General features: G+C 72.4%; 21 protein-coding genes. 11 read left to right on the top strand and 10 right to left on the bottom strand.

All coding sequences use genetic code 11. The features are described from left to right. Positions 1 to 55 precede the first annotated feature (55 nt). Positions 56 to 1,783, top strand: coding sequence for an AMP-binding protein (locus tag DEI95_RS05375; protein ID WP_111059621.1), 1,728 nt, complete (start codon positions 56 to 58; stop codon positions 1,781 to 1,783). Between the two features lie 25 nt (positions 1,784 to 1,808). Here the strand turns inward: DEI95_RS05375 and DEI95_RS05370 are convergent, their stop codons facing one another. Continuing rightward, a complete protein-coding gene (locus DEI95_RS05370; protein WP_110825638.1) occupies positions 1,809 to 2,318 on the bottom strand; it encodes a MarR family winged helix-turn-helix transcriptional regulator in 510 nt (169 codons plus the stop codon). Positions 2,319 to 2,403: 85 nt separating this feature from the next. Here DEI95_RS05370 and DEI95_RS05365 point away from each other — a divergent pair, with 85 nt between their 5' ends. From DEI95_RS05365 to DEI95_RS05350, 5 genes are all read left to right on the top strand, one after another. Further along, entirely contained in the window at positions 2,404 to 3,483 is a 1,080-nt protein-coding gene (locus DEI95_RS05365; protein ID WP_110825637.1) for an LLM class flavin-dependent oxidoreductase, read from the top strand. Beyond that, a complete protein-coding gene (locus DEI95_RS05360; protein ID WP_111059620.1) occupies positions 3,480 to 4,196 on the top strand; it encodes an NADPH-dependent F420 reductase in 717 nt (238 codons plus the stop codon). Before DEI95_RS05365 ends, DEI95_RS05360 begins: the two co-directional genes overlap by 4 nt. 35 nt (positions 4,197 to 4,231) lie before the next feature. After that, positions 4,232 to 4,399 carry a hypothetical protein gene (locus tag DEI95_RS16615; protein WP_181419501.1) on the top strand — a complete coding sequence of 56 codons (168 nt, stop codon included), beginning with the start codon at positions 4,232 to 4,234 and terminating at the stop codon, positions 4,397 to 4,399. A 3-nt stretch (positions 4,400 to 4,402) separates the two neighbouring features. Next, on the top strand, positions 4,403 to 5,134 hold the full coding sequence (locus DEI95_RS05355) for an OBAP family protein (RefSeq protein WP_110825635.1): 732 nt from the start codon (positions 4,403 to 4,405) through the stop codon (positions 5,132 to 5,134). A 152-nt stretch (positions 5,135 to 5,286) separates the two neighbouring features. After that, complete coding sequence (locus DEI95_RS05350; protein ID WP_110825634.1) at positions 5,287 to 5,745, top strand: BLUF domain-containing protein; 459 nt, start codon at positions 5,287 to 5,289, stop codon at positions 5,743 to 5,745. 56 nt (positions 5,746 to 5,801) lie between these two features. Here the strand turns inward: DEI95_RS05350 and DEI95_RS05345 are convergent, their stop codons facing one another. Beyond that, complete coding sequence (locus DEI95_RS05345) at positions 5,802 to 6,101, bottom strand: Dabb family protein (protein ID WP_110825800.1); 300 nt, start codon at positions 6,099 to 6,101, stop codon at positions 5,802 to 5,804. 157 nt (positions 6,102 to 6,258) lie between these two features. Here DEI95_RS05345 and DEI95_RS05340 point away from each other — a divergent pair, with 157 nt between their 5' ends. Next, positions 6,259 to 6,615 (top strand): VOC family protein, encoded by a 357-nt coding sequence (locus DEI95_RS05340; protein WP_110825633.1) that lies wholly within the window; start codon positions 6,259 to 6,261, stop codon positions 6,613 to 6,615. Positions 6,616 to 6,696: 81 nt separating this feature from the next. On the opposite strand, the gene DEI95_RS05335 is transcribed toward DEI95_RS05340, so the two are convergent. Beyond that, positions 6,697 to 7,161, bottom strand: a complete 465-nt coding sequence (locus DEI95_RS05335; protein ID WP_110825632.1) for a DUF4383 domain-containing protein — start codon at positions 7,159 to 7,161, stop codon at positions 6,697 to 6,699. A gap of 116 nt (positions 7,162 to 7,277) precedes the next feature. Beyond that, positions 7,278 to 7,598: a metal-sensitive transcriptional regulator gene (locus DEI95_RS05330; protein ID WP_110825631.1), complete on the bottom strand. Its 321-nt coding sequence runs from the start codon at positions 7,596 to 7,598 to the stop codon at positions 7,278 to 7,280. 89 nt (positions 7,599 to 7,687) lie between these two features. Between DEI95_RS05330 and DEI95_RS05325 the strand changes: the two genes are divergently transcribed. Genes DEI95_RS05325 through DEI95_RS05315 form a run of 3 tightly spaced genes read left to right on the top strand, consistent with a single transcriptional unit; the run spans position 7,688 to position 10,586 of the window. Further along, positions 7,688 to 7,915 carry a heavy-metal-associated domain-containing protein gene (locus DEI95_RS05325; RefSeq protein WP_181419502.1) on the top strand — a complete coding sequence of 76 codons (228 nt, stop codon included), beginning with the start codon at positions 7,688 to 7,690 and terminating at the stop codon, positions 7,913 to 7,915. Next, the gene (locus DEI95_RS05320) at positions 7,915 to 10,134 is read left to right on the top strand and encodes a cation-translocating P-type ATPase (protein ID WP_110825629.1); all 2,220 of its coding nucleotides are present in this window, start codon (positions 7,915 to 7,917) and stop codon (positions 10,132 to 10,134) included. Before DEI95_RS05325 ends, DEI95_RS05320 begins: the two co-directional genes overlap by 1 nt. Further along, entirely contained in the window at positions 10,131 to 10,586 is a 456-nt protein-coding gene (locus DEI95_RS05315) for a DUF4396 domain-containing protein (protein WP_258365852.1), read from the top strand. Before DEI95_RS05320 ends, DEI95_RS05315 begins: the two co-directional genes overlap by 4 nt. 105 nt (positions 10,587 to 10,691) lie before the next feature. On the opposite strand, the gene DEI95_RS16610 is transcribed toward DEI95_RS05315, so the two are convergent. Genes DEI95_RS16610 through glgX form a run of 3 tightly spaced genes read right to left on the bottom strand, consistent with a single transcriptional unit; the run spans position 10,692 to position 13,846 of the window. Further along, the gene (locus DEI95_RS16610) at positions 10,692 to 10,865 is read right to left on the bottom strand and encodes a hypothetical protein (protein WP_181419503.1); all 174 of its coding nucleotides are present in this window, start codon (positions 10,863 to 10,865) and stop codon (positions 10,692 to 10,694) included. Between the two features lie 39 nt (positions 10,866 to 10,904). Beyond that, positions 10,905 to 11,792: an SDR family oxidoreductase gene (locus DEI95_RS05310; protein WP_110825628.1), complete on the bottom strand. Its 888-nt coding sequence runs from the start codon at positions 11,790 to 11,792 to the stop codon at positions 10,905 to 10,907. Between the two features lie 35 nt (positions 11,793 to 11,827). Beyond that, positions 11,828 to 13,846, bottom strand: a complete 2,019-nt coding sequence (glgX, locus tag DEI95_RS05305) for a glycogen debranching protein GlgX (RefSeq protein WP_110825627.1) — start codon at positions 13,844 to 13,846, stop codon at positions 11,828 to 11,830. Positions 13,847 to 13,983: 137 nt separating this feature from the next. On the opposite strand from glgX, the gene DEI95_RS05300 reads away from it, so the two are divergent. Continuing rightward, complete coding sequence (locus DEI95_RS05300) at positions 13,984 to 14,985, top strand: AraC family transcriptional regulator (RefSeq protein WP_220036623.1); 1,002 nt, start codon at positions 13,984 to 13,986, stop codon at positions 14,983 to 14,985. A gap of 88 nt (positions 14,986 to 15,073) precedes the next feature. Here DEI95_RS05300 and DEI95_RS05295 read toward each other — a convergent pair whose 3' ends face one another. The 3 genes from DEI95_RS05295 to DEI95_RS05285 are packed head-to-tail and all read right to left on the bottom strand — an operon-like array spanning position 15,074 to position 18,559. Then, positions 15,074 to 15,847: a copper homeostasis protein CutC gene (locus DEI95_RS05295; RefSeq protein WP_111059619.1), complete on the bottom strand. Its 774-nt coding sequence runs from the start codon at positions 15,845 to 15,847 to the stop codon at positions 15,074 to 15,076. Next, the gene (locus DEI95_RS05290) at positions 15,844 to 17,382 is read right to left on the bottom strand and encodes a M81 family metallopeptidase (protein ID WP_111059618.1); all 1,539 of its coding nucleotides are present in this window, start codon (positions 17,380 to 17,382) and stop codon (positions 15,844 to 15,846) included. The genes DEI95_RS05295 and DEI95_RS05290 overlap by 4 nt, the downstream gene beginning before the upstream one ends. Then, complete coding sequence (locus DEI95_RS05285) at positions 17,375 to 18,559, bottom strand: ROK family transcriptional regulator (RefSeq protein ID WP_111059617.1); 1,185 nt, start codon at positions 18,557 to 18,559, stop codon at positions 17,375 to 17,377. The genes DEI95_RS05290 and DEI95_RS05285 overlap by 8 nt, the downstream gene beginning before the upstream one ends. Positions 18,560 to 18,598: the final 39 nt, after the last annotated feature.

The raw sequence follows: 18,598 nt of genomic DNA, 5'->3' as shown, positions 1-18,598 counted from the left end.
TGGTAGTTGGGCGTCGGCCGTGCGCGGACCCACCTCGATGGGGCAAGGTCGGTACATGCGCACCGAACCCGCCGCCGCCCTCCGCGCCGCCCGAGACGCCCTCATCGCCGCCCGCACCGACAGCGCTGCGGCGCGCGAGACGTTCCGGTGGCCGGACGTCGGTGCCACGTTCAACTGGGCGATCGACTGGTTCGACGTCATCGCGGCGGGCAACGACCGGGACGCCCTGGTCATCGTCGAGGAGGACGGGCGCGAGTCGCACACCACCTACGCGGAGATGTCCGCGCGTTCCGACCGGCTCGCGGCCCGGTTCCACGACCTCGGCGTCGCGAAGGGCGACCACGTGCTGCTCATGCTCGACAACCAGCTCGAGCTCTGGGAGTCGATGCTCGCCGTCATGAAGACCGGCGCCGTGATCCTCCCGACGTCGACGATGCTCGGCGCCGCGGACCTGCAGGACCGCATCGACCGCGGCCAGGTCGCGCACGTCGTCACCACGCTGCGCGAGACGCCGAAGTACGCGGGCCTGACGGGGGACTTCACCCGCATCGTGGTCGGCGGCACCGTGGACGGCTGGACGACGTACCCGAGCGACCTCGGCGAACCCGCACCCGCGGGGGAGTGGAAGCCCGAGGTGGTGACGGCGGCCACGGACCCGTGCCTGGTGTACTTCACCTCCGGGACCACGGACAAGCCGAAGATGGTCGTGCACACGCAGACGTCCTACCCCGTGGGGCACCTGACGACCATGTACTGGATCGGGCTCGAGCCCGGCGACGTCCACCTGGCGATCAGTTCGCCGGGATGGGGCAAGCACGCGTGGAGCTGCTTCTTCGCGCCGTGGATCGCCGAGGCCACGGTGTTCGTGTACAACCAGGAGCGCTTCGACCCGGTGGGCCTGCTGCACCAGCTCGAGCGGGCCCGGGTCACGTCCTTCTGCGCCCCGCCGACCGTGTGGCGCCTGCTCATCCAGGCCGACCTCGGCAGCCGGCCGACCGCCCTCCGCGAGGTCGTCTCGGCCGGCGAGCCCCTCAACCCCGAGGTCATCCGGCTGGTCGAGGAGTCCTGGGGCCGCACGATCCGCGACGGCTACGGCCAGACCGAGACCACCGCGATCGTCGGCAACGCCCCGGGCGACACCGTGCGGCCCGGGGCGATGGGCCACGGGCTGCCGGGGGTCGCGATCACGCTCCTCGACCCGGTGACCGGCGAACCCGGCGCCAGCGAGGGCGAGGTCTGCCTCGACCTGACGACGACACCGGTGAACCTCATGGCCGGGTACCTCGGAGCGCCCGAGCGGACCGACGACGCGCTCCGCGACGGCTTCTTCCACACCGGCGACGTCGCCACCCGGCACGAGGACGGTTCGCTGACCTTCGTCGGCCGCACCGACGACGTGTTCAAGTCCTCGGACTACAAGGTCTCGCCGTTCGAGGTGGAGAGCGCGCTGCTCCAGCACCCCGCGGTCGCCGAGTCCGCGGTCGTCCCGGCGCCGCACGAGGAGCGCCTGACCGTGGTGAAGGCGTACGTCACGCTCGCGTCCGGGTGGGAGCCCACCGCCGAGACCGCGCGGGACATCCTGGCGCACGCCCGCTCCGCGATGCCGGCCTGGCAGCGCGTCCGACGCGTGGAGTTCGGTGCGCTGCCGAAGACCGTGTCGGGCAAGATCCGCCGCGTCGAACTGCGCGCCCGCGAACAGGAGGCGTTCGGCGGCCCGCAGCTCGAGGGGGAGTGGCGCGACGAGCAGTTCCCGGGCCTCCGCACCGGGCGTCGCGACGCCTGACCCGCGGCGAGTGTGACCGGACGGGTCAGGTCCGGTCGGCCCGGCCTCGGTCCGGGAGGCCCGCGGCCTGGTGGCGGCGGAGGGCCCCGGACACGACGCGGACCGCGGCGAGCTCCTCGGGCGTGAAGGCGTCGACGAAGACCTGTCGGACCGCGCGGAGGTGGGCGGCCGAGGAGCTCCGGTAGAGCCGGACGCCCTCGGCGCTCAAGGTCACGGCCGTGCCGCGGGCGTCCGGTCCGACCCGGTCGCGGGTGACGAGGCCGCGTTCCTCCATCCGCCGGAGGTGGTGGGAGAGCCGGCTGCGTTCCCACCCGACCTCGTCGGCGAGCTCCGCGGAGCGGCGTGTGCGCTCCGGCGCCTCGCTCAGCGCGAGCATCACGCGGTAGTCGCCGTCGGAGATCCCGGACGCGGACTGGAGCGCCGCGGCGAGCGCACGGCGGACCGCTTCCGACGTCTCGACGTAGTCGCGCCAGGTCGCCAGTTCGTCGACGGTCGGCGATCGCCGGCCCCGCGTCTGCTGTCCGTCGTCACCCATGCGGCCTCCTCTTGACTCCTCGACGGTAGCGGCACATGATTGACACGTCAATCACTTGGTTGAAGCGACAACGAAATGAGGCACCATGCCCGACATCACCTTCGGCCTCGACACGTTCGGCGACGTCCCCACGGACGACGACGGCGCGTTCGTCAGCCACGCCCGGTCGATCCGGCAGCTCGTCGACGAGGCCGTCATCGCCGACGAACTCGGCGTCGACGTGTTCACGGTCGGGGAGCACCACCGGCCCGAGTACTCCGTGTCGTCCCCCGAGACCGTGCTCGCCGGTCTCGCCACGGTGACGAAGCGCATCCGCCTCGGGTCGGGCGTCACGGTCCTGTCCTCCGACGACCCCGTCCGCGTGTTCCAACGCTTCGCGACGGTCGACGCGCTGTCCCGTGGTCGTGCCGAGGTGATCCTCGGCCGCGGGTCCTTCACCGAGTCCTTCCCGTTGTTCGGCCACGACCTGGCCGACTACGACGTCCTGTTCGAGGAGAAGATCGAGCTGTTCGCGCAGCTCCTGCGCGAGGAGCCCGTCACCTGGAGCGGGACGACCCGCGCGCCGCTCGTCGACGCCGACGTCTTCCCGAAGACCGAGCACGGCCTGCGCACCTGGGTCGGCGTCGGCGGGTCTCCGCAGTCGGTCGTGCGGACCGCGCAGTACGGGTTCCCGCTCATGCTCGCGATCATCGGCGGGCAGCCCGAGCGCTTCGCGCCGTACCTCGACCTGTACCGCCGGGCCGCCGAGCAGTTCGGCACGACGGCGCACCCGGTCGGCATGCACTCGCCCGGCTTCGTCGCCGACACGGACGAGGAGGCCACGGAGCTGTTCTGGCCGCACTACCGGGTCGTCCGCGACCGGATCGGCGCCCTGCGCGGGTGGCCGCCGGTGACGCGCGCCGAGTTCGACCGCGAGGTCGCCACCGGCTCGATGTACATCGGCTCGCCGGAGACCGTCGCGCAGCGGATCGCCCACGCCGTCGACACGATGGGCGTCGGCCGCTTCGACATGATCTACACCTCCGGCGGCCAGTCGATGCGGGCCCGCACCCGAGCCGTCGAGCTGTACGGCGGCGTCGTCGTCCCGCGGGTGCGCGAACTGCTCGCCGACCGCGGCGACACCGCCCGGACCGAGGACACCGATCGCCAGGAGGCCGCAGCATGAGCGGCACGGACACCACCGGTACCCAGCCGTTCCGGACCGTCGCGGTCCTCGGCGCCGGGAAGCTCGGGACGGTCCTCGGTCGCCTGCTCGTCAACACCGGCCACCGCGTCCTCGTCGCGGGCTCGGGCGACCCGGACCGCATCCGCCTGATCCTGTCCGTCGTGGCACCCGGGACCGAGGCGGTCCGCGCCGCCGACGCCGTCGAACAGGCCGACGTCGTCGTGCTCGCCCTGCCGCTCGGACGCCTCGACACGATCCCCGCGGAGCGGCTCCGCGGCACGGTCGTCATCGACGCGATGAACCACTGGTGGGAGGTCGACGGGCACCGCCCCGACCTCGAGGACGGCCGCGTGTCGACGAGTGCGCTCGTGCAGCAGCACCTGTCGGGAGCCACCGTCGTCAAGGCGTTCAACCACATGGGGTACCACGACCTCGACGCCGGCGCGCGTCCCGCGGGCGACCCCGAGCGGAAGGCGATCGCCGTCGCGGGCGACGACGAGGCGGCCGTGGCGGCCGTCGCGGCGCTCGTCGACGAGCTCGGCTTCGACGCCGTCGCCGCGGGCTCGCTCAGCGACAGCGTGGCGTTCGAACCGCACGCCGAGGCCTTCGGGGCGAACGTCCCGGCTCCGGAACTCGTGGCGCTCATCGAGCGCTTCCCGACCACGGACCGGGGGCGGGCCGTCGCGGCGGCGCGGGCGGGCCTCCCGGCCTGAACCGGCGAGGACCGCCACCGCGTACGGTCGCGTCCATGAGCGACACGACGAACGGAACCGGCCCGGACGACATCTCCGACGAGGAGGCCCGGCGCACCGAGGAGCTGCCCGACGGCTCCGCCTCGGGGAACGCCACGCAGGACCCGCAGCAGGACAGCGACGTGGACTCCGGCGGGGAGCCGACCGAGCCCGAGGAGGGCTGACCCGTGCCGCGGAACCCCGCGGTCCCGGCCCGTGCCACCGGCGTCACCCCACCGGGCGCGGACCGGGGGTTCCGCCTGGCCCTGCTCGACCGTGGCGCCGACCTGCTGCAGCCGACGGACCCGCTCAAGGGGTTCGACGTCTACGTCGTCGGGTTCCACTGCGTCAAGGGCGAGCCCGACGTGCAGATGGAGGCCCACCACTACTGCAAGGTCGTGAACGCCGAGATGCTGCAGTGCGTCCTGTTCGACGGCAACACCGCGGACGCGAACCTGATCGGCGTCGAGTACATCGTCTCCGAGCGGCTGTTCGACGGGCTGCCCGAGGACGAGAAGCCGTCGTGGCACCCGCACAACCACGAGGTCTTCTCCGGCGAGCTCGTCGCCCCGGGGCTGCCGATCGCGGTCGAGACCGAGCTGATGGGGCACCTCGTCAACTCGTACGGCAAGACCTGGCACACCTGGCACAGCGCCCCGATGGGTGGGCACGAGGCCGACCCGCTGCCCGTCGGCGACCCGATGCTCATGTGGTCGTTCAACCGCGAGGGCGAGGTGCAGTCCGCGCTGCAGGACGACCGGAACACCGCGATGCACACCGACCCCGAGCCGCGGAAGGCCTCGCGGGCGAAGCACCTCGACCGGGCGCACCCGCAGCGTGGCGTCGGCACGATGCGCGACGACTTCACCGGCACGACCCCGACGCCGGGCGTCGTGGACGCGGAGGACGGCCGACCCTGACGGTCGCGCCGGCGCCGGCGCCCGCGCCGGCGCGACCGTCCCTGATCGGACAGCGGGACGGTCCTCCCAGCCGTGCCGGAGTTCGCTGGCATCCGGTTCCTCGCCCGTCCACCACGGGTGTGCCGGGCCGGTCGACCGGAAGCGGTGCCCAGATGCTGTCGTTGATCTACTCGAGCGTCGCGACGGACGTGTTCGACGACGATGCCCTCGCGGACCTGCTCACGCAGAGCCGGGACGCGAACGAGCGGAACGACGTCACCGGCATGCTGCTGTTCCGGAACGGCTATTTCCTGCAGCTGCTCGAGGGTCCCGACGCAGCCGTCCGCGGCAAGATGGCGACGATCAAGACCGACCCGCGGCACACGAAGGTGACCATGCTGGTCGAGGAGCTCATCGAGGAGCGACAGTTCCCCGGGTGGACGATGGCGTTCGCGCCGACGTCCGAGGCCGACCTCGACGACGTGCCCGGGTACCGTTCGACCTTCGAGGACGTCGAGGCCGTCTCGACCGAGACGCCGGCACCGGGGGCCGTCTCGTCGGTGGCCTCGCCGGCGCTCCGCGAGCTCATCCGCTGGTTCGAGGCGCGACCGGACCGCTTCCGAACCGCCTGACCGGGCGTGCGCCGGACGGGAGGCCCGTGGCGAGCGTGCCACGGGCCTCCCGTCCGTCAGGCAGCCACGTCGAACACGACCACTCGCCCGTTGTGCGCGCCGATGTGGTCGGCGACCGGCTGGTGCGCCGGGTGCGGCAGGTACGCGTCCCGCGCAGCGGCGTCCCGGAACCTGACGACGAGCATCCAGTCGAAGCCGCCCTCGAGCCCCTCGGGGCTGACGCTCGGGCCGGTCTCGACGGACACCACGCCGTCGATGCCGGGCAGGTGCTCGTGTGCGAGCGCCGTCGCCCGTTCCGGCACGGCAGTGTCCTCCGTGTCCCACTCCACCAGCACGACGTGCACGATCTCGGTCATCGGCGACCCCTCCTCCACTGCACCACCGGCCGTCCGACGGTGTCCGGACCGAGCCTGCGCCGCGGGGCCTGGACGTACCCCGGAGCGCCGCCGGACTGGGTGTCCTCGGCACGGCGCGGCCTACCGTCCAGGGCACACCACGACGAGAGGAAACACCATGGCAAGTGGAGTCGCAGCAGTCTGGGTCCCGGTCAGCGACATGGAGCGCGCGGTCGCGTTCTACCGTGACACCCTCGGTCTCACCGTGCAGGACCAGTCGGAGGACTGGAGCGAGATCGATGCCGGTGGGCTCATGATCGGCCTCAACGGGCGCGAGTCGGCCGGCGGGTCGAGTTCCGGCGGCGCGGTCGTCTCGTTCCAGCCCGACGGCAGCATCGAGGACGAGGTCGCCGCGCTGCGGAGCCGCGGCGCGGACATCCAGGGCGAGATCAGCGAGCACCCGTGGGGCAAGATCATCCCGTTCAAGGACAGCGAGGGCAATGACCTGCAGCTGTACACGCCGCCGCAGGGCTGAGCGGCCGCGGACACGACAGAGCCCCCGGGGTGACCCGGGGGCTCTGTCGATGCTGCTGGTGGGGTGCGTCCGACGCTGGGGTCAGCGGGCGGTGCGGGCCCCGGAGCGCGGGAGGACGATGCCGAGGATGATCATCGCGACGGCGAGGATCAGGTGCAGCACGTTGTCGGCGCTGTTCAGCGGCACGAAGTTCGCGGCGCTGGACATGCCGGCGGTGAAGAGGCCGTAGATGAAGAGCACGGCGTAGATGATGCCGCCGACGAGCAGGTACTGGCGCGAGAAGCCGAACGAGCGCGCGGCGATCAGGCCGACGATGCCGAACAGCAGGTGGACGATGTTGTGCAGGACGGACACCTGGAACAGGCCCAGGAGCTGCGCGTTCGAGTCGTTGCCGGCGGCCATCATGCTGCCCATGTCCATGGTCAGGCCGGGGATGAAGCCGGCGATGCCGACGATGAGGAAGACGACGCCGAAGACCAGCGCGCCCTTCTGCGTGAGCGTCCGGCCGTAGCCGTGGTCGGTGCGGGTCGATGCGTTGGTGGTCATGAAGGAACCTTTCGTCAGGAGTCGACGCGGTCGGTTGCCATGCGCCTCGCAGGACATTCGGAGTGGACCAGCAGTCGGTTTGGTGGGAGAACCCAGCAGTACACGGAAAGTGGTCGTCATGACCGGAGGAGGCGCTTGATGGCCAGGGTCGCCTCCTGGATCTTCTCCTCCGCAGCCGGTCCGCCCTGGGCGACCGCGTCCGTGACGCAGTGGCGCAGGTGGTCCTCGAGCAGGCCCATCGACACCGCCTGCAGTGCCTTCGTCATCGCGGACACCTGCGTGAGGATGTCGATGCAGTACTCCTCGCCCTCGACCATCCGCTGGAGTCCGCGCGCCTGGCCCTCGATCCGCCGCAGCCGCGTGAGGTAGTCGTCCTTCGCGGAGATGTAGCCGTGGTGCTGGTGCTCGGTCGTGTCGGATGCGGTGGGTTCGGGCATCGGGAACAGATCCTCGTCGTCGGCGTTACGGTAGTGGTACCCCCCTAGGGTATCCGCCCGATCCGGGGTGCACGACGAGGAGGACCGCCATGACCGACCAGCAGACCGTCACCTACGGCATCGACGGCATGACCTGCGACCACTGCGTGATGAGCGTCGACGAGGCGTTCCGCGAGCTCCCCGGGGTCACCGACGTCCGGGTCGACCTGGTGGCCGGCGGCCGGTCCACCGCCACCGTGACGAGCACCGGACCCCTCGACCACGACGCCGTCGGCGCCGCGATCGACGAGGCGGGCTACACCCTGGTCGCGCGCTGATGGCGGGCACGACCACGGGCACCCCGGTCGAGCTCGCGATCGAGGGCATGACCTGTGCCTCGTGTGCGAACCGCATCGAGCGGAAGCTCAACAGGATGCCGGGTGTCTCGGCCACCGTGAACTACGCCACCGAGACGGCCACCGTCTCGCTGCCGGACGGCACCGCGGTCGACGACGCCATCACGACGGTCGAGCAGGCCGGGTACGGCGCGCGGCTGCCGGAGCCCGAGCAGCCGGACGGCGACGCGCTCGCTCCGCTCCGGCGTCGCCTGGTCGTCTCCACCGCGCTCGCGGTCCCCGTCGTCGCGCTGTCGATGGTGCCCGCGCTGCAGTTCCCCTGGTGGCAGTGGGTCGCACTCGTGCTCGCCGCCCCGGTCGCGACCTGGGGCGCCTGGCCGTTCCACCGTGCGGCTGCGCTGAACGCCCGGCACGGTTCGGCGACGATGGACACGCTCGTCAGCCTCGGCGTCGTCGCCGCCGGGCTCTGGTCGGTCTGGGCGCTGGTGTTCGGCGGCGCCGGTGGACCCGACATGCACATGGCCTTCGCGTTCACGGCGCCCCGGGGTGCTGCTCCGGAGCCGTACCTCGAGGTCGCCGCCGCCGTGACGGTGTTCCTGCTCGCCGGCCGGTACGCCGAGGGCCGCGCGAAGACCCGGTCCAGCGCGGCGCTCCGTGCGCTCCTGGCACTCGGCGCGAGCACCGCACGGGTGCTCCGCGACGGCCGGGAGGTCGAGGTGCCGGTCGGGTCGCTCCGTGTCGGCGACCGGTTCGTCGTCCGCCCGGGGGAGCGCATCGCCACCGACGGCACCGTCGTCGCGGGCACGAGCGCCGTCGACACGAGCGTCATGACCGGGGAGAGCGTCCCCGTCGAGGTCGGACCCGGTGCCCCCGTCACCGGCGCGACCGTGAACGTCGGCGGCATGCTCACCGTGCAGGCCGTCCGCGTCGGCGCCGACACCGAGCTCGCGCGGATCGGCAAGCTCGTGACCGAGGCGCAGACCGGCAAGGCCGACGTCCAACGGCTCGCCGACCGCGTCTCCGGCGTGTTCGTCCCCGTCGTGCTCGGGCTCGCCGCGCTCACCCTCGTCGGGTGGCTGCTGCTCACCGGCGACGTCGAGGCCGCCCTGACCGCCGCCGTCGCCACACTCGTCATCGCCTGCCCCTGCGCGCTCGGCCTCGCGACGCCGACCGCGCTGCTCGTCGGCACCGGTCGCGGCTCGCAGCTCGGCGTCCTCATCCGCGGGCCGCAGGTCCTCGAGGCCACGCGGCGGATCGACACCGTGCTGCTCGACAAGACCGGGACCGTCACCACCGGCATCATGCGGGTCACCGAGGTGCTGCCGGCCGACGGCGAGGACCCCGACGCGGTCCTCCGCGCCGGGGCCGCCGCCGAGTCCGGGTCCGAGCACCCCATCGCCCGGGCCCTGGTCGCCGCGGTCCCCGACGTGGGCAGACCGGAGGCGTTCACGTCCACCGCGGGTCTGGGCGTGCAGGCCGTCGTCGACGGCGTCCTCGTGCTCGTCGGGCGGCCGACCTGGCTGCGCGACGCGTGGTCCGTCCCGATGACCGGCGCGCTCGCCACCGCGGCCGCCGATGCCGAGCGGTCCGGTCGGACGTCGGTCGCCGTCGCCTGGGACGGTCGGATCCGCGGCCTCGTCGTCGTCGCCGACACGGTCGCGCCGGGTGCCGCCGAAGCCGTCGGGCACCTGCACGAGCTCGGTCTCGAGACCATGCTCCTCACCGGTGACGCCGACGGGGTCGCCCGGAGCGTCGCCGCACAGGTCGGCATCACCCGCGTCACCGCCGGCGTCCGACCGGAGGACAAGTACCGCATCGTCACCGAGCTGCAGGCCGCGGGCCGGACGGTCGCCATGGTCGGCGACGGGGTGAACGACGCGGCGGCGCTCGCCGCTGCCGACCTCGGCATCGCCATGGGCACCGGAACCGACGCCGCGGTCGAGGCCGCGGACATCACCCTCGTGCGCGCCGACCTCCGGGCAGCGGTCGACGCGGTCCGGCTCGCCCGCCGGACCCTCCGGACGATACGCACGAACCTGTTCTGGGCCTTCGCCTACAACGTCGCCGCGATCCCGCTCGCGATGGCCGGCCTGATGAACCCCGTCATCGCGGGAGCCGCCATGGCACTGTCGTCGGTCTTCGTGCTGACGAACAGCCTGCGCCTCCGCCGCTTCCGGTCCGTCGACGGGAGCGCACGGTGAGCGGGCACGCGCACGGCACGACCACGTGGTCGATGGCCGCCCAGGCGACGCTGCACTGCCTGACCGGGTGTGCGATCGGCGAGGTCCTCGGCATGGTGATCGGCAGCGCCACCGGTCTGCACAACGCCGGCACCGTGGTGCTGTCGATCGTGCTGGCCTTCGTCTTCGGGTACGCGCTCACCATGCGCGGTGTGCTCCGGTCCGGGCTGTCGCTCGGCGCGGCGCTCCGGGTGGCGCTCGCCGCGGACACGGTGTCCATCGCCGTCATGGAGGTCGTCGACAACACCGTGGTCGTCGCGATCCCGGGGGCGCTCGACGCGGGGCTCGACCAGTGGCTGTTCTGGGGCGCCCTGGCGCTGTCGCTCGCGATCGCCTTCGTGGTCACGACGCCGGTGAACCGGGCGCTGATGCGCCGCGGGCTCGGGCACGCGAAGGTGCACGCGCACCACTGAGCGGTGGACATCGCCGACGCGACGGACCACGGAACGGACGGGAGGCCCGGTACCAGCTGGTACCGGGCCTCCCGTCGTCGTGTGGTCGCGCGTGCGCCGCGTCGCTCAGGCCTCGGAGTCACCCTCGGCGGCGTCGTCCTCTTCGGGGTTGAAGTGCGATGCGTCGCCCACGAACCCGGCCGCGAGGCCCTCGGGCTCGTTGGGGACCGTGCCGTCGTCGCCCAGGCCGTCCGCCTTCGGCGTGCCCTCGGGGTCGTGCGCCGTGCTGTCGTTGCTCATCGTGTGCTCCTTCGCAGTGCTGGCCGGGTGCGACGACCGTCAGAAGGCGGGGGTGCCGCCGGCGATCGTGATCGTCGACCCGGACTGGTAGCTCGATTCTGGACTGACGAGGTGGACGTACGCCGCACCGAGCTCGGCCGGCTGACCCGGTCGGCCGAAGGGCGACTGCTGCCCGAAGGTCGAGACGGTCTCGGCGTCGTCGGAGCCCGGCTGCAGCGGGGTCCACACCGGACCGGGCGCGACCGAGTTGACCCGGATGCCCTTCGGTGCGAGCTGCTGGGCGACGGCCTCGGTGAAGAGCTTGATCGCGCCCTTCGACACCGCGTAGTCGATCTTGTCCGGCGACGGGGTCGATGCCTGGATCGAGCCCGTCGTGACGATCGTCGAGCCGGGCTCGAGGTGCGGCACGGCGGCCTTCGTCAGCCAGAACAGCGAGTAGATGTTCGTCTTGAAGGTCGAGTCGAACATCGACGTCTCGAGGGTGAGGATGTCGTCGTTGCTGTCCATCCGGCCCGCGACCATCACGAGCGTGTCGAGTCCGCCGAGCTCGTCGACGCCCTTCTGCACGAGGTCGATGCAGTACTGCTCGTCGGAGATGTCACCCGGGAACAGCACGGCCTTGCGGCCCTCGCCCTCGAGCAGGTCGCGGACCTCCTCGGCGTCCTCCTGCTCGTCCGGCAGGTACGACAGGACGAGGTCGGCGCCCTCGCGGGACAGCGCGATCGCGGCGGCGCGGCCGATGCCGGAGTCCGCCCCGGTCACGATGCCGCGGAAGCCCTCGAGCCGGCCCTTGCCGACGTAGCTCTCCTCGCCGTGGTCCGGCTTCGGGTCCATCTTCCACGCGGCCCCCGGCAGCGACTGTTCCTGCTTCGGGAACGGCGGCACCGGGTAGAGGGTGGTCGGGTCCTTCTTCTCGTACTGGCTCATGGGGGCCACTGTCCTCTCGGTCGGCTGACGGGGCTCTAGTGCAGCGCGGTGAACGAGGCGTCGCGGACGAGCAGGGTCGTCGCGTCGCCGTCCACGGCCTGGTCGGGGTCGCTCGACAGCCCGAGGGTCCAGGTGCCGCCACCCGGACGTTCCGGCAGCGTGAACTCGACGGTCGTCTCCGAGGCGTTCAGCAGCACCGCGACCGAGTCGTCGCCCTCGCTGAGGACGAGGATCACGGCACGGTTGCCGCCGTCGGTCCAGTCGCCCTCCTCGAAGTCGTTCGCGTCGGCGCGGAGCACCTGCACGGTCGAGGGGGAGATGCCGGGAGCCGTGCGGTACCACTGCGGGCGCAGGGCGACGTGCTCCTTGCGGAACGCGATCGCGGCGGTGGTGAAGGCGAGCAGGTCCTGGTCCGCGGCCGCCCAGTCGAACCACGAGATCTCGTCGTCCTGGCAGTACGCGTTGTTGTTGCCGCCCTGCGAGCGGGCGATCTCGTCACCGCCCAGGATCATCGGCACACCGGCCGAGAGCAGCAGGGTGCCGAGGAAGTTCCGGCGCTGGCGGTTGCGGTAGTCGTTCACGCTCCCGTCGTCGGTCGGACCTTCGATGCCGCCGTTGAAGGAGGTGTTGTTGCTCTCGCCGTCGTTGTTGTCCTCGCCGTTCGCCTCGTTGTGCTTCTCGGCGTACATGGTGAGGTCGGCGAGCGTGAAGCCGTCGTGTGCGGTGATGAAGTCCACCGAGCAGAGCGGGGAACGGCGCGACCCCTCGTAGACGTCCGGGCTGCCGAGGACGCGAAGCACGGCGTCGCCGAGCGTGCCCTCGTCGCCGCGCCAGTACCCGCGGAGGTCGTCGCGGTACTTCCCGTTCCACTCGGACCAGTCGGCCGGGAACCCGCCGACCTGGTAGCCCGCGGTGTCCCACGGCTCGGCGATCATCTTCACCTCGCGCAGAACCGGGTCCTGGTGGATGATGTCGAGGAACGCGGAGTGCTTCTCGGCCGCGCCGTCCTGGCGGGTGAGCGTCGTCGCGAGGTCGAACCGGAAGCCGTCGACGTGCATCTCCTCGACCCAGTACCGGAGCGAGTCGGTGATGAGCTGCAGCGCGGACGGGTGCGACACGTTGAGGCTGTTGCCCGTGCCGGTGGTGTCGAAGTAGTTCGCCTCGTCGCCCTCGACCAGGCGGTAGTACGACTGGTTGTCGATGCCCTTGAAGGACAGCGTCGGGCCCATGTGGTTGCCCTCGGCGGTGTGGTTGTAGACGACGTCGAGGATGACCTCGAGGCCCGCGGCGTGCAGGGCCTTCACCATCTCCTTGAACTCCGCGACCTGCTGGCCGGCGGTGCCGGAGGCGGCGTACTCGTTGTGCGGGGCGAAGAAGCCGATGCTGTTGTAGCCCCAGTAGTTCCGGAGGCCCTTGTCCTGCAGGGTGGAGTCCTGCACGAACTGGTGGATCGGCAGCAGTTCGACGGCGGTGACGCCGAGGTCGGTCAGGTGCTTGATCGCGGCCGGGTGCGCGAGGCCCGCGTACGTGCCGCGGATCTCCTCGGGCACGTCGGGGTGCTGCTTCGTGAAGCCCTTGACGTGCACCTCGTAGACGATCGTGTCCGCGAACGGGGTGTCGAGGCGGGTGTCGCCCTCCCAGTCGAACGAGCGGTCGGCCACGACGGAGCGGGGCATGGCGGCGGCGGAGTCGGACTCGTCGATCTGGTCCGGCTCGTTCATGTCGTGGCCGAACAGCTCTTGGCCCCAGGCGTAGTCGCCGTCGATCGCCGTGGCGTACGGGTCGAGGAGGAGCTTGGCCGGGTTGTGCCGCAGGCCGTTCGCCGGGTCCCAGGGCCCGTGCACACGGAAGCCGTACTTCGTCCCGACGGTCACGTCCGGCACGACGTCGTGGAAGGTGTAGCCGGTGCGGTTCGTCAGCTCGGTCCGGTGCTCGGTGCCGTCGTCGTCGAAGCGGCAGAACTCGACGCGTTCGGCGGTGCTGGAGAAGACGGCGACGTTGGCGCCGCCCTCGACGAGGGTGACGCCGAGCGGGTTCCGTGTGGAAGAGGTCATGATCCGTTCTACCGGTCGCCGACTGAGCCCGCCGCCGATCCGCGTACCCCGGGTCCGGGCGTACCGCCCCGTGGCGACGGGCCTGGTCCGGCTCGGGGCCGCTCGCGATCGGAGGACGGGCATGGGAAGATCAGATCGTGACCCATCTCCACCCGGTACCGGGGAGCCCTGACGGGTTCCGTGCCGTGCGCCTCGAGGGCACCAGTGCGACCCGACCCGCGGTCCTCGACGAGGCCTACGGCACCGGTGCCGGGATCGGTGACGAGCGGTCCGCCTTCCGGTACACCGGTGCGGGTGACGCCGACCTCACGCTGAGCGGCTCCGCGGTCGAGGGCCGGCGCTCCGGCACGATGGAGCCGCGACCGACGCACATCCTGTTCTGGATCGGCGACGGCACCGCGACGATCACGGACGAGGACGGCACCCGTGACGTGGTCCGGCCCGGCCGACCGTTCCTCCTCGCCGCCACCGTCCGCTACCGGTTCGAGGCCGCGACGAGCCGCGTCTCGATGATGCACCTGTCCGACCGGCTGCTCCGGGCGGCGCTCACCGCGGAGGGCACGCAGGTCGTCGGGCCGCTGCGGTTCCGCCGGACCACCGCGGACGCCGACCTGGCGGAGCTCCGGACCGTGCTGCAGTCCCTCGGGCGGACGATCACCGACCCGGACGTGGCCGGCAGGCAGCGGGCGGAGTTGAACGCCCGGGTCGCCCGGGTCGTCGTCGGCACCTTCCCGGTCGACGTGCCGGCGACCACGAGCAGCGAACGTCTGCGGGACGCCCTGACGTACATCCAGGAGCACGCGCACACCGTGGTCACGCTGGCGGACATCGCCGCCGCCGCGGGGATGAGCGCACGCGGACTCCAGCAGTCCTTCAACCGGTCGGTGGGCGTCTCCCCGCTCTCGCACCTGCGGAACGTCCGGCTCGACGCCGTGCACGACGAACTCGTGCGCTCGGAGCCGCTCACGGCGTCGGTCGCCGAGGTCGCACGGCGGTGGGGGTTCGCGCACCTGGGCCGGTTCTCCGGCGCGTACCGCGACCGCTTCGGCGAGCTGCCGAGTGCGTCCCTGCGTGCCGACCGCGGCGGCAGCGCGGACACCGACGGGGTGGTCGGCACCGGCGCCGGCGCCGGCTCCTGAACCGGCACCGGCTCCTGGCTGCACCGGAGGCCGGACGCGGTCCGTGTCGACCGGTCCGGTCAGGGCGCGCCGCCCGTCGCCAGCGCGGTCAGGCCCGGTACGCGTCCACCGCCGCCCGCGCTGCCCGGACGACCTCGGCGTCGGTCTCGAAGTGCCCGGTCCCGGTGTCCCCGGCGCCCATCGGGACGCCCCCGTGCGCGGTGTCGGCGAGGCGCTTGGCGGACAGGTGCACGGCCGCCGCCCCCGTGCCGAGCAGGACCGGGACGTCAGCGGGTGTGACCCCGGCGCCCGCCATCACCTGCACGTCCCCCGCCACGGCGACCATCCGCGTGATGGTGTCCGCGCCGACGAGTGCGGTCGCGGCGCCGCCCGAGGTGAGGACACGCGTGAAGCCGAGGTCGCCGAGGCACGCAGCCGCGGCCACGGGGTCGGCCGCGTGGTCGATCGCCCGGTGCAGGGTGACCTCCGCACCGGGCACTTCCGACCGGGCGACGTCGATGAACCGGGCGAGCGTGTCCGTGTCGAGCGTGCGGTCCCGACGGAGCGCGCCGACGACGACCCCGGCGGCACCGGAGCGGAGGACGGCTACGAGCTCCCGCGCCATGAGGTCGACCTCGTCGGGGTCGTGCACGAACCCGCCCGGGCGGCAGCGCACCAGGACGTGCACCGGCGGTCCGACGGCGACGGCGGCCTCGACGAGCCCCTGCGAGGGCGTCAAGCCGCCGAGCTCGAGCGCGCTGCACAGCTCGACCCGATCGGCTCCGGCAGCGCGCGCGATCGTGGCGCCGGTCGGTGAGGTGACGGCGATCTCGAGTGTCGGCGGCCTGGTCGGCGCCGGGGCCCGGCGGTCGTCGGTGCTCACGCGTGCACGAGCGGTCGGTCCGACGCGGGGATGATCCGGGCGTGCAGGTCCGGCGGCTCCGGGAACGTCCGGTCGAAGGGGAACACCGGCCGTTCGATCCGGTGGTGGCCCAGGCGTTCCAGGTCCTGGTCGACACCACCGGGCGTGAGCGCGAGCATCCAGTCCGCGGCCATGTCGTACAGCTCGGGTTCGAGGTAGCCGATCTTCACGACGACCAGGTCGGCGCTCCGCGGGTCGAGGTCCAGGTCGGTGAAGTCGTGCTCGTGGTGGTACGGCTTCCGCAGCTCGGTGAGGACGGCGAAGACGCTGCCGACCTGCAGCACGACCTCGGTCCGGGCGTCCCGGTCGCCGTGCTTGACCGCGTGCACCCGTCCGGTCATCGTGAGCGGCCCGGCGTGCAGGTCGTCGACCTCGGCGCCGGCGGTCACGGTGACGGTCGCTCCGACACCGGCCTCGACGCAGGCGGCGACCGCGGCGGGGCCGGGGACGCTGGCGTAGAGGACGACCGGGCCGTCGGCGCTCCGGAACTCCTCGCGCGCGAGCAGCTGCGTCAGCCCCCACGTCATGTCGCCCGAGCCGCCGGCGGTCGGGTTGTCGCCGGAGTCGGACACGAAGTACGGACGTGCGGCACCGGGGGCGAGGGCGGTGGCCAGGCACTCGTCGAACGTCCCGGTCGGGGCGACGAACGCGAAGTCCTCCCGCGCGTCCCAGAACGCCCGCGCCAGGTGTTCGGCACCGGCGGTGACCGCGGCCTCGTCCCACCCGGTGACGACGGTGACGGCACGGTTCCGCGGCTGGTCGGCCCAGGCGTACCCGACCCAGATCGCTGCGTCGAGCACGCCGTCGGTCGCCTCGACGTCGGCCACCTGTGCGTAGACGGACGCCGCGGGCTCGATGCGGGTGGAGGTCTTCTCACCCGGCAGCAGGACCGGGACCGGGATCCACGCCTTCACCGGGCGTCGTGCTCCGGCCGGGCGGGTGGTGAGCACGTCGACCAGGTTGCGGACCGCGCGCTCCTTCGTCTCGAGGGCGTCCTCGTGCGGGGCCATCCGGTAGCAGGTGACGAGGTCGCACTGGTGGGCGAGCTCCCGCGAGACGTTGCCGTGCAGGTCCATCGACGCCGAGACGACGACGTCCGGCCCGACGACGGCGCGGATGCGCTCGAGCAGTGTCGTCTCGGCGTCGTCGAGCCCCTCGACCACCATCGCGCCGTGGATGTCGAACCACAGGCCGTCGATCGTGGTCTCAGCGGCGATCGCCGACAGCCGGTCGGTGATCTCGGTGCTGAGTTCCTCGAAGGACTCGCGGAGCACCACTCCGCCGGGCAGCGCGTGCCCGATGAGCGCGCCCCGGAAGTCGGCGCGCTCGGCCATCGGTGCCAGGAAGTCGTACCGAGCGATGACCTCGTCGCCGCGGTCCGGGTGGAAGGCGGCCGCCGGGGTGCGGGTCGGCGTGAACGTCGACGTCTCGATGGCCAGGCCGGCGATGGCGATGACCGGACGACGGGCGCCGGGGGTGGTTCCGGTGTCAGACACGGGTGCTCCTGTTCCTGGTGGTGCGCAGCGGGACGGGGGTGGACAGCTCCTCGAGCGACGCCGCCAGGCCGCGCTGCAGGGCGAACTGGCCGGCGCCGACGAGCCCGGCGTCGGCCCCGAGCGAGGCGCGCTCGATGACGAGGTGCTGTGTGACGAGCGGGTGGCAGCTCTCGTACAGCTGGCTCCGCACGGCAGCGACGAAGGGGTCGAGGGTGGAGAGGATGCCGCCGAGGGAGACGGCGTCCGGGTTGAAGAAGTTCACGTTCGCGGCGAGGACCTCGCCGAGGTACCGGCCCGCGAGCCGGACGGCACGGGTCGTCTCCGGGTGCGCCTCGGACGCCAGGCGGACGACGTCCTGGGTGGTCGTGACGTCGACCCCGGCCTCGCGGAGGATCCGCACGAGCGCGGCCCCGGATGCGACCGTCTCGAGGCACCCGGTGTTGCCGCACGAGCACGGGGTGTCACCGGCGGCGTCGATCCGCACGTGGGTGATGTCCCCGGCGGCACCGGTCGAGCCGCGGTACAGGTGCCCGTCGATGATGATCCCGGCGCCGATCGCCGAGCCGGCCTTCACCGTGATCGCCTGGCGACGGGTGGCCGGCTGCACGGTCTGCTCGCCCGCGGCCATGCAGTTCGCGTCGTTGTCGATCGCGGCGGGTACCCCGAAGTGCTCGGTGAGCCACGCGGCGACGGGGAACCCGTTCCACCCCGGCATCCGGCTCGGCAGGTCGACGACCCCCGCCTCGACGTCGACGGGACCCGGGAGGCTCAACCCGACCCCGCGCAGGCCGTCGCGTCCGCGCGCCGCCACCAGGTCGTCGAGGAGCGCCGCGAGCGCTGCCAGGCCGGCGGACGGACCGTCGGCGAGGGCGAACGGGACGGTCGAGACGGACTCGAGCGCGCCTCCCGGCAGGACGATGCCGATCCGGACGTGCCCGCCACCGACGTCCGCGGCGACCGCGTACTCGTCCGTCCCGCCGATCCGGAGGACCTTGCGCGGGCGGCCGCCCGTGGAGACGTCGGTGCCCTCCTCGGCGAGGATGCCGTGCCCGAGGAGCTGACCGACCACGTGGGACACGGTCGACGGAGCGGCGCCGAGGAGTTGCGCGATCTCGGTGCGACTCGACGCCTGCCCGCTGGCGATGAGTTCGAGGACGCGGGAGCTGAGGTTCGGCACGACTTTCTCCAATCCGCGGCGACGGACGCGCTGACCGCC

The organism is Curtobacterium sp. MCBD17_008 (assembly GCF_003234475.1).
In the GTDB taxonomy this organism is placed as follows: Bacteria; Actinomycetota; Actinomycetes; order Actinomycetales; family Microbacteriaceae; genus Curtobacterium.
Note: the sequence above shows the minus strand (reverse complement) of the source record. Positions and strands in the feature narration are given on the sequence as shown.

Excerpts from the sequence above, each read along its gene's own strand:
- DEI95_RS05375 (WP_111059621.1), top strand. The coding sequence starts at position 56 with ATGCGCACCGAACCCGCCGCCGCCCTCCGCGCCGCCCGAGACGCCCTC.
- DEI95_RS05370 (WP_110825638.1), bottom strand. The coding sequence starts at position 2,318 with ATGGGTGACGACGGACAGCAGACGCGGGGCCGGCGATCGCCGACCGTC.
- DEI95_RS05365 (WP_110825637.1), top strand. The coding sequence starts at position 2,404 with ATGCCCGACATCACCTTCGGCCTCGACACGTTCGGCGACGTCCCCACG.
- DEI95_RS05360 (WP_111059620.1), top strand. The coding sequence starts at position 3,480 with ATGAGCGGCACGGACACCACCGGTACCCAGCCGTTCCGGACCGTCGCG.
- DEI95_RS16615 (WP_181419501.1), top strand. The coding sequence starts at position 4,232 with ATGAGCGACACGACGAACGGAACCGGCCCGGACGACATCTCCGACGAG.
- DEI95_RS05350 (WP_110825634.1), top strand. The coding sequence starts at position 5,287 with ATGCTGTCGTTGATCTACTCGAGCGTCGCGACGGACGTGTTCGACGAC.
- DEI95_RS05345 (WP_110825800.1), bottom strand. The coding sequence starts at position 6,101 with ATGACCGAGATCGTGCACGTCGTGCTGGTGGAGTGGGACACGGAGGAC.
- DEI95_RS05340 (WP_110825633.1), top strand. The coding sequence starts at position 6,259 with ATGGCAAGTGGAGTCGCAGCAGTCTGGGTCCCGGTCAGCGACATGGAG.
- DEI95_RS05335 (WP_110825632.1), bottom strand. The coding sequence starts at position 7,161 with ATGACCACCAACGCATCGACCCGCACCGACCACGGCTACGGCCGGACG.
- DEI95_RS05330 (WP_110825631.1), bottom strand. The coding sequence starts at position 7,598 with ATGCCCGAACCCACCGCATCCGACACGACCGAGCACCAGCACCACGGC.
- DEI95_RS05325 (WP_181419502.1), top strand. The coding sequence starts at position 7,688 with ATGACCGACCAGCAGACCGTCACCTACGGCATCGACGGCATGACCTGC.
- DEI95_RS05320 (WP_110825629.1), top strand. The coding sequence starts at position 7,915 with ATGGCGGGCACGACCACGGGCACCCCGGTCGAGCTCGCGATCGAGGGC.
- DEI95_RS16610 (WP_181419503.1), bottom strand. The coding sequence starts at position 10,865 with ATGAGCAACGACAGCACGGCGCACGACCCCGAGGGCACGCCGAAGGCG.
- DEI95_RS05310 (WP_110825628.1), bottom strand. The coding sequence starts at position 11,792 with ATGAGCCAGTACGAGAAGAAGGACCCGACCACCCTCTACCCGGTGCCG.
- glgX (WP_110825627.1), bottom strand. The coding sequence starts at position 13,846 with ATGACCTCTTCCACACGGAACCCGCTCGGCGTCACCCTCGTCGAGGGC.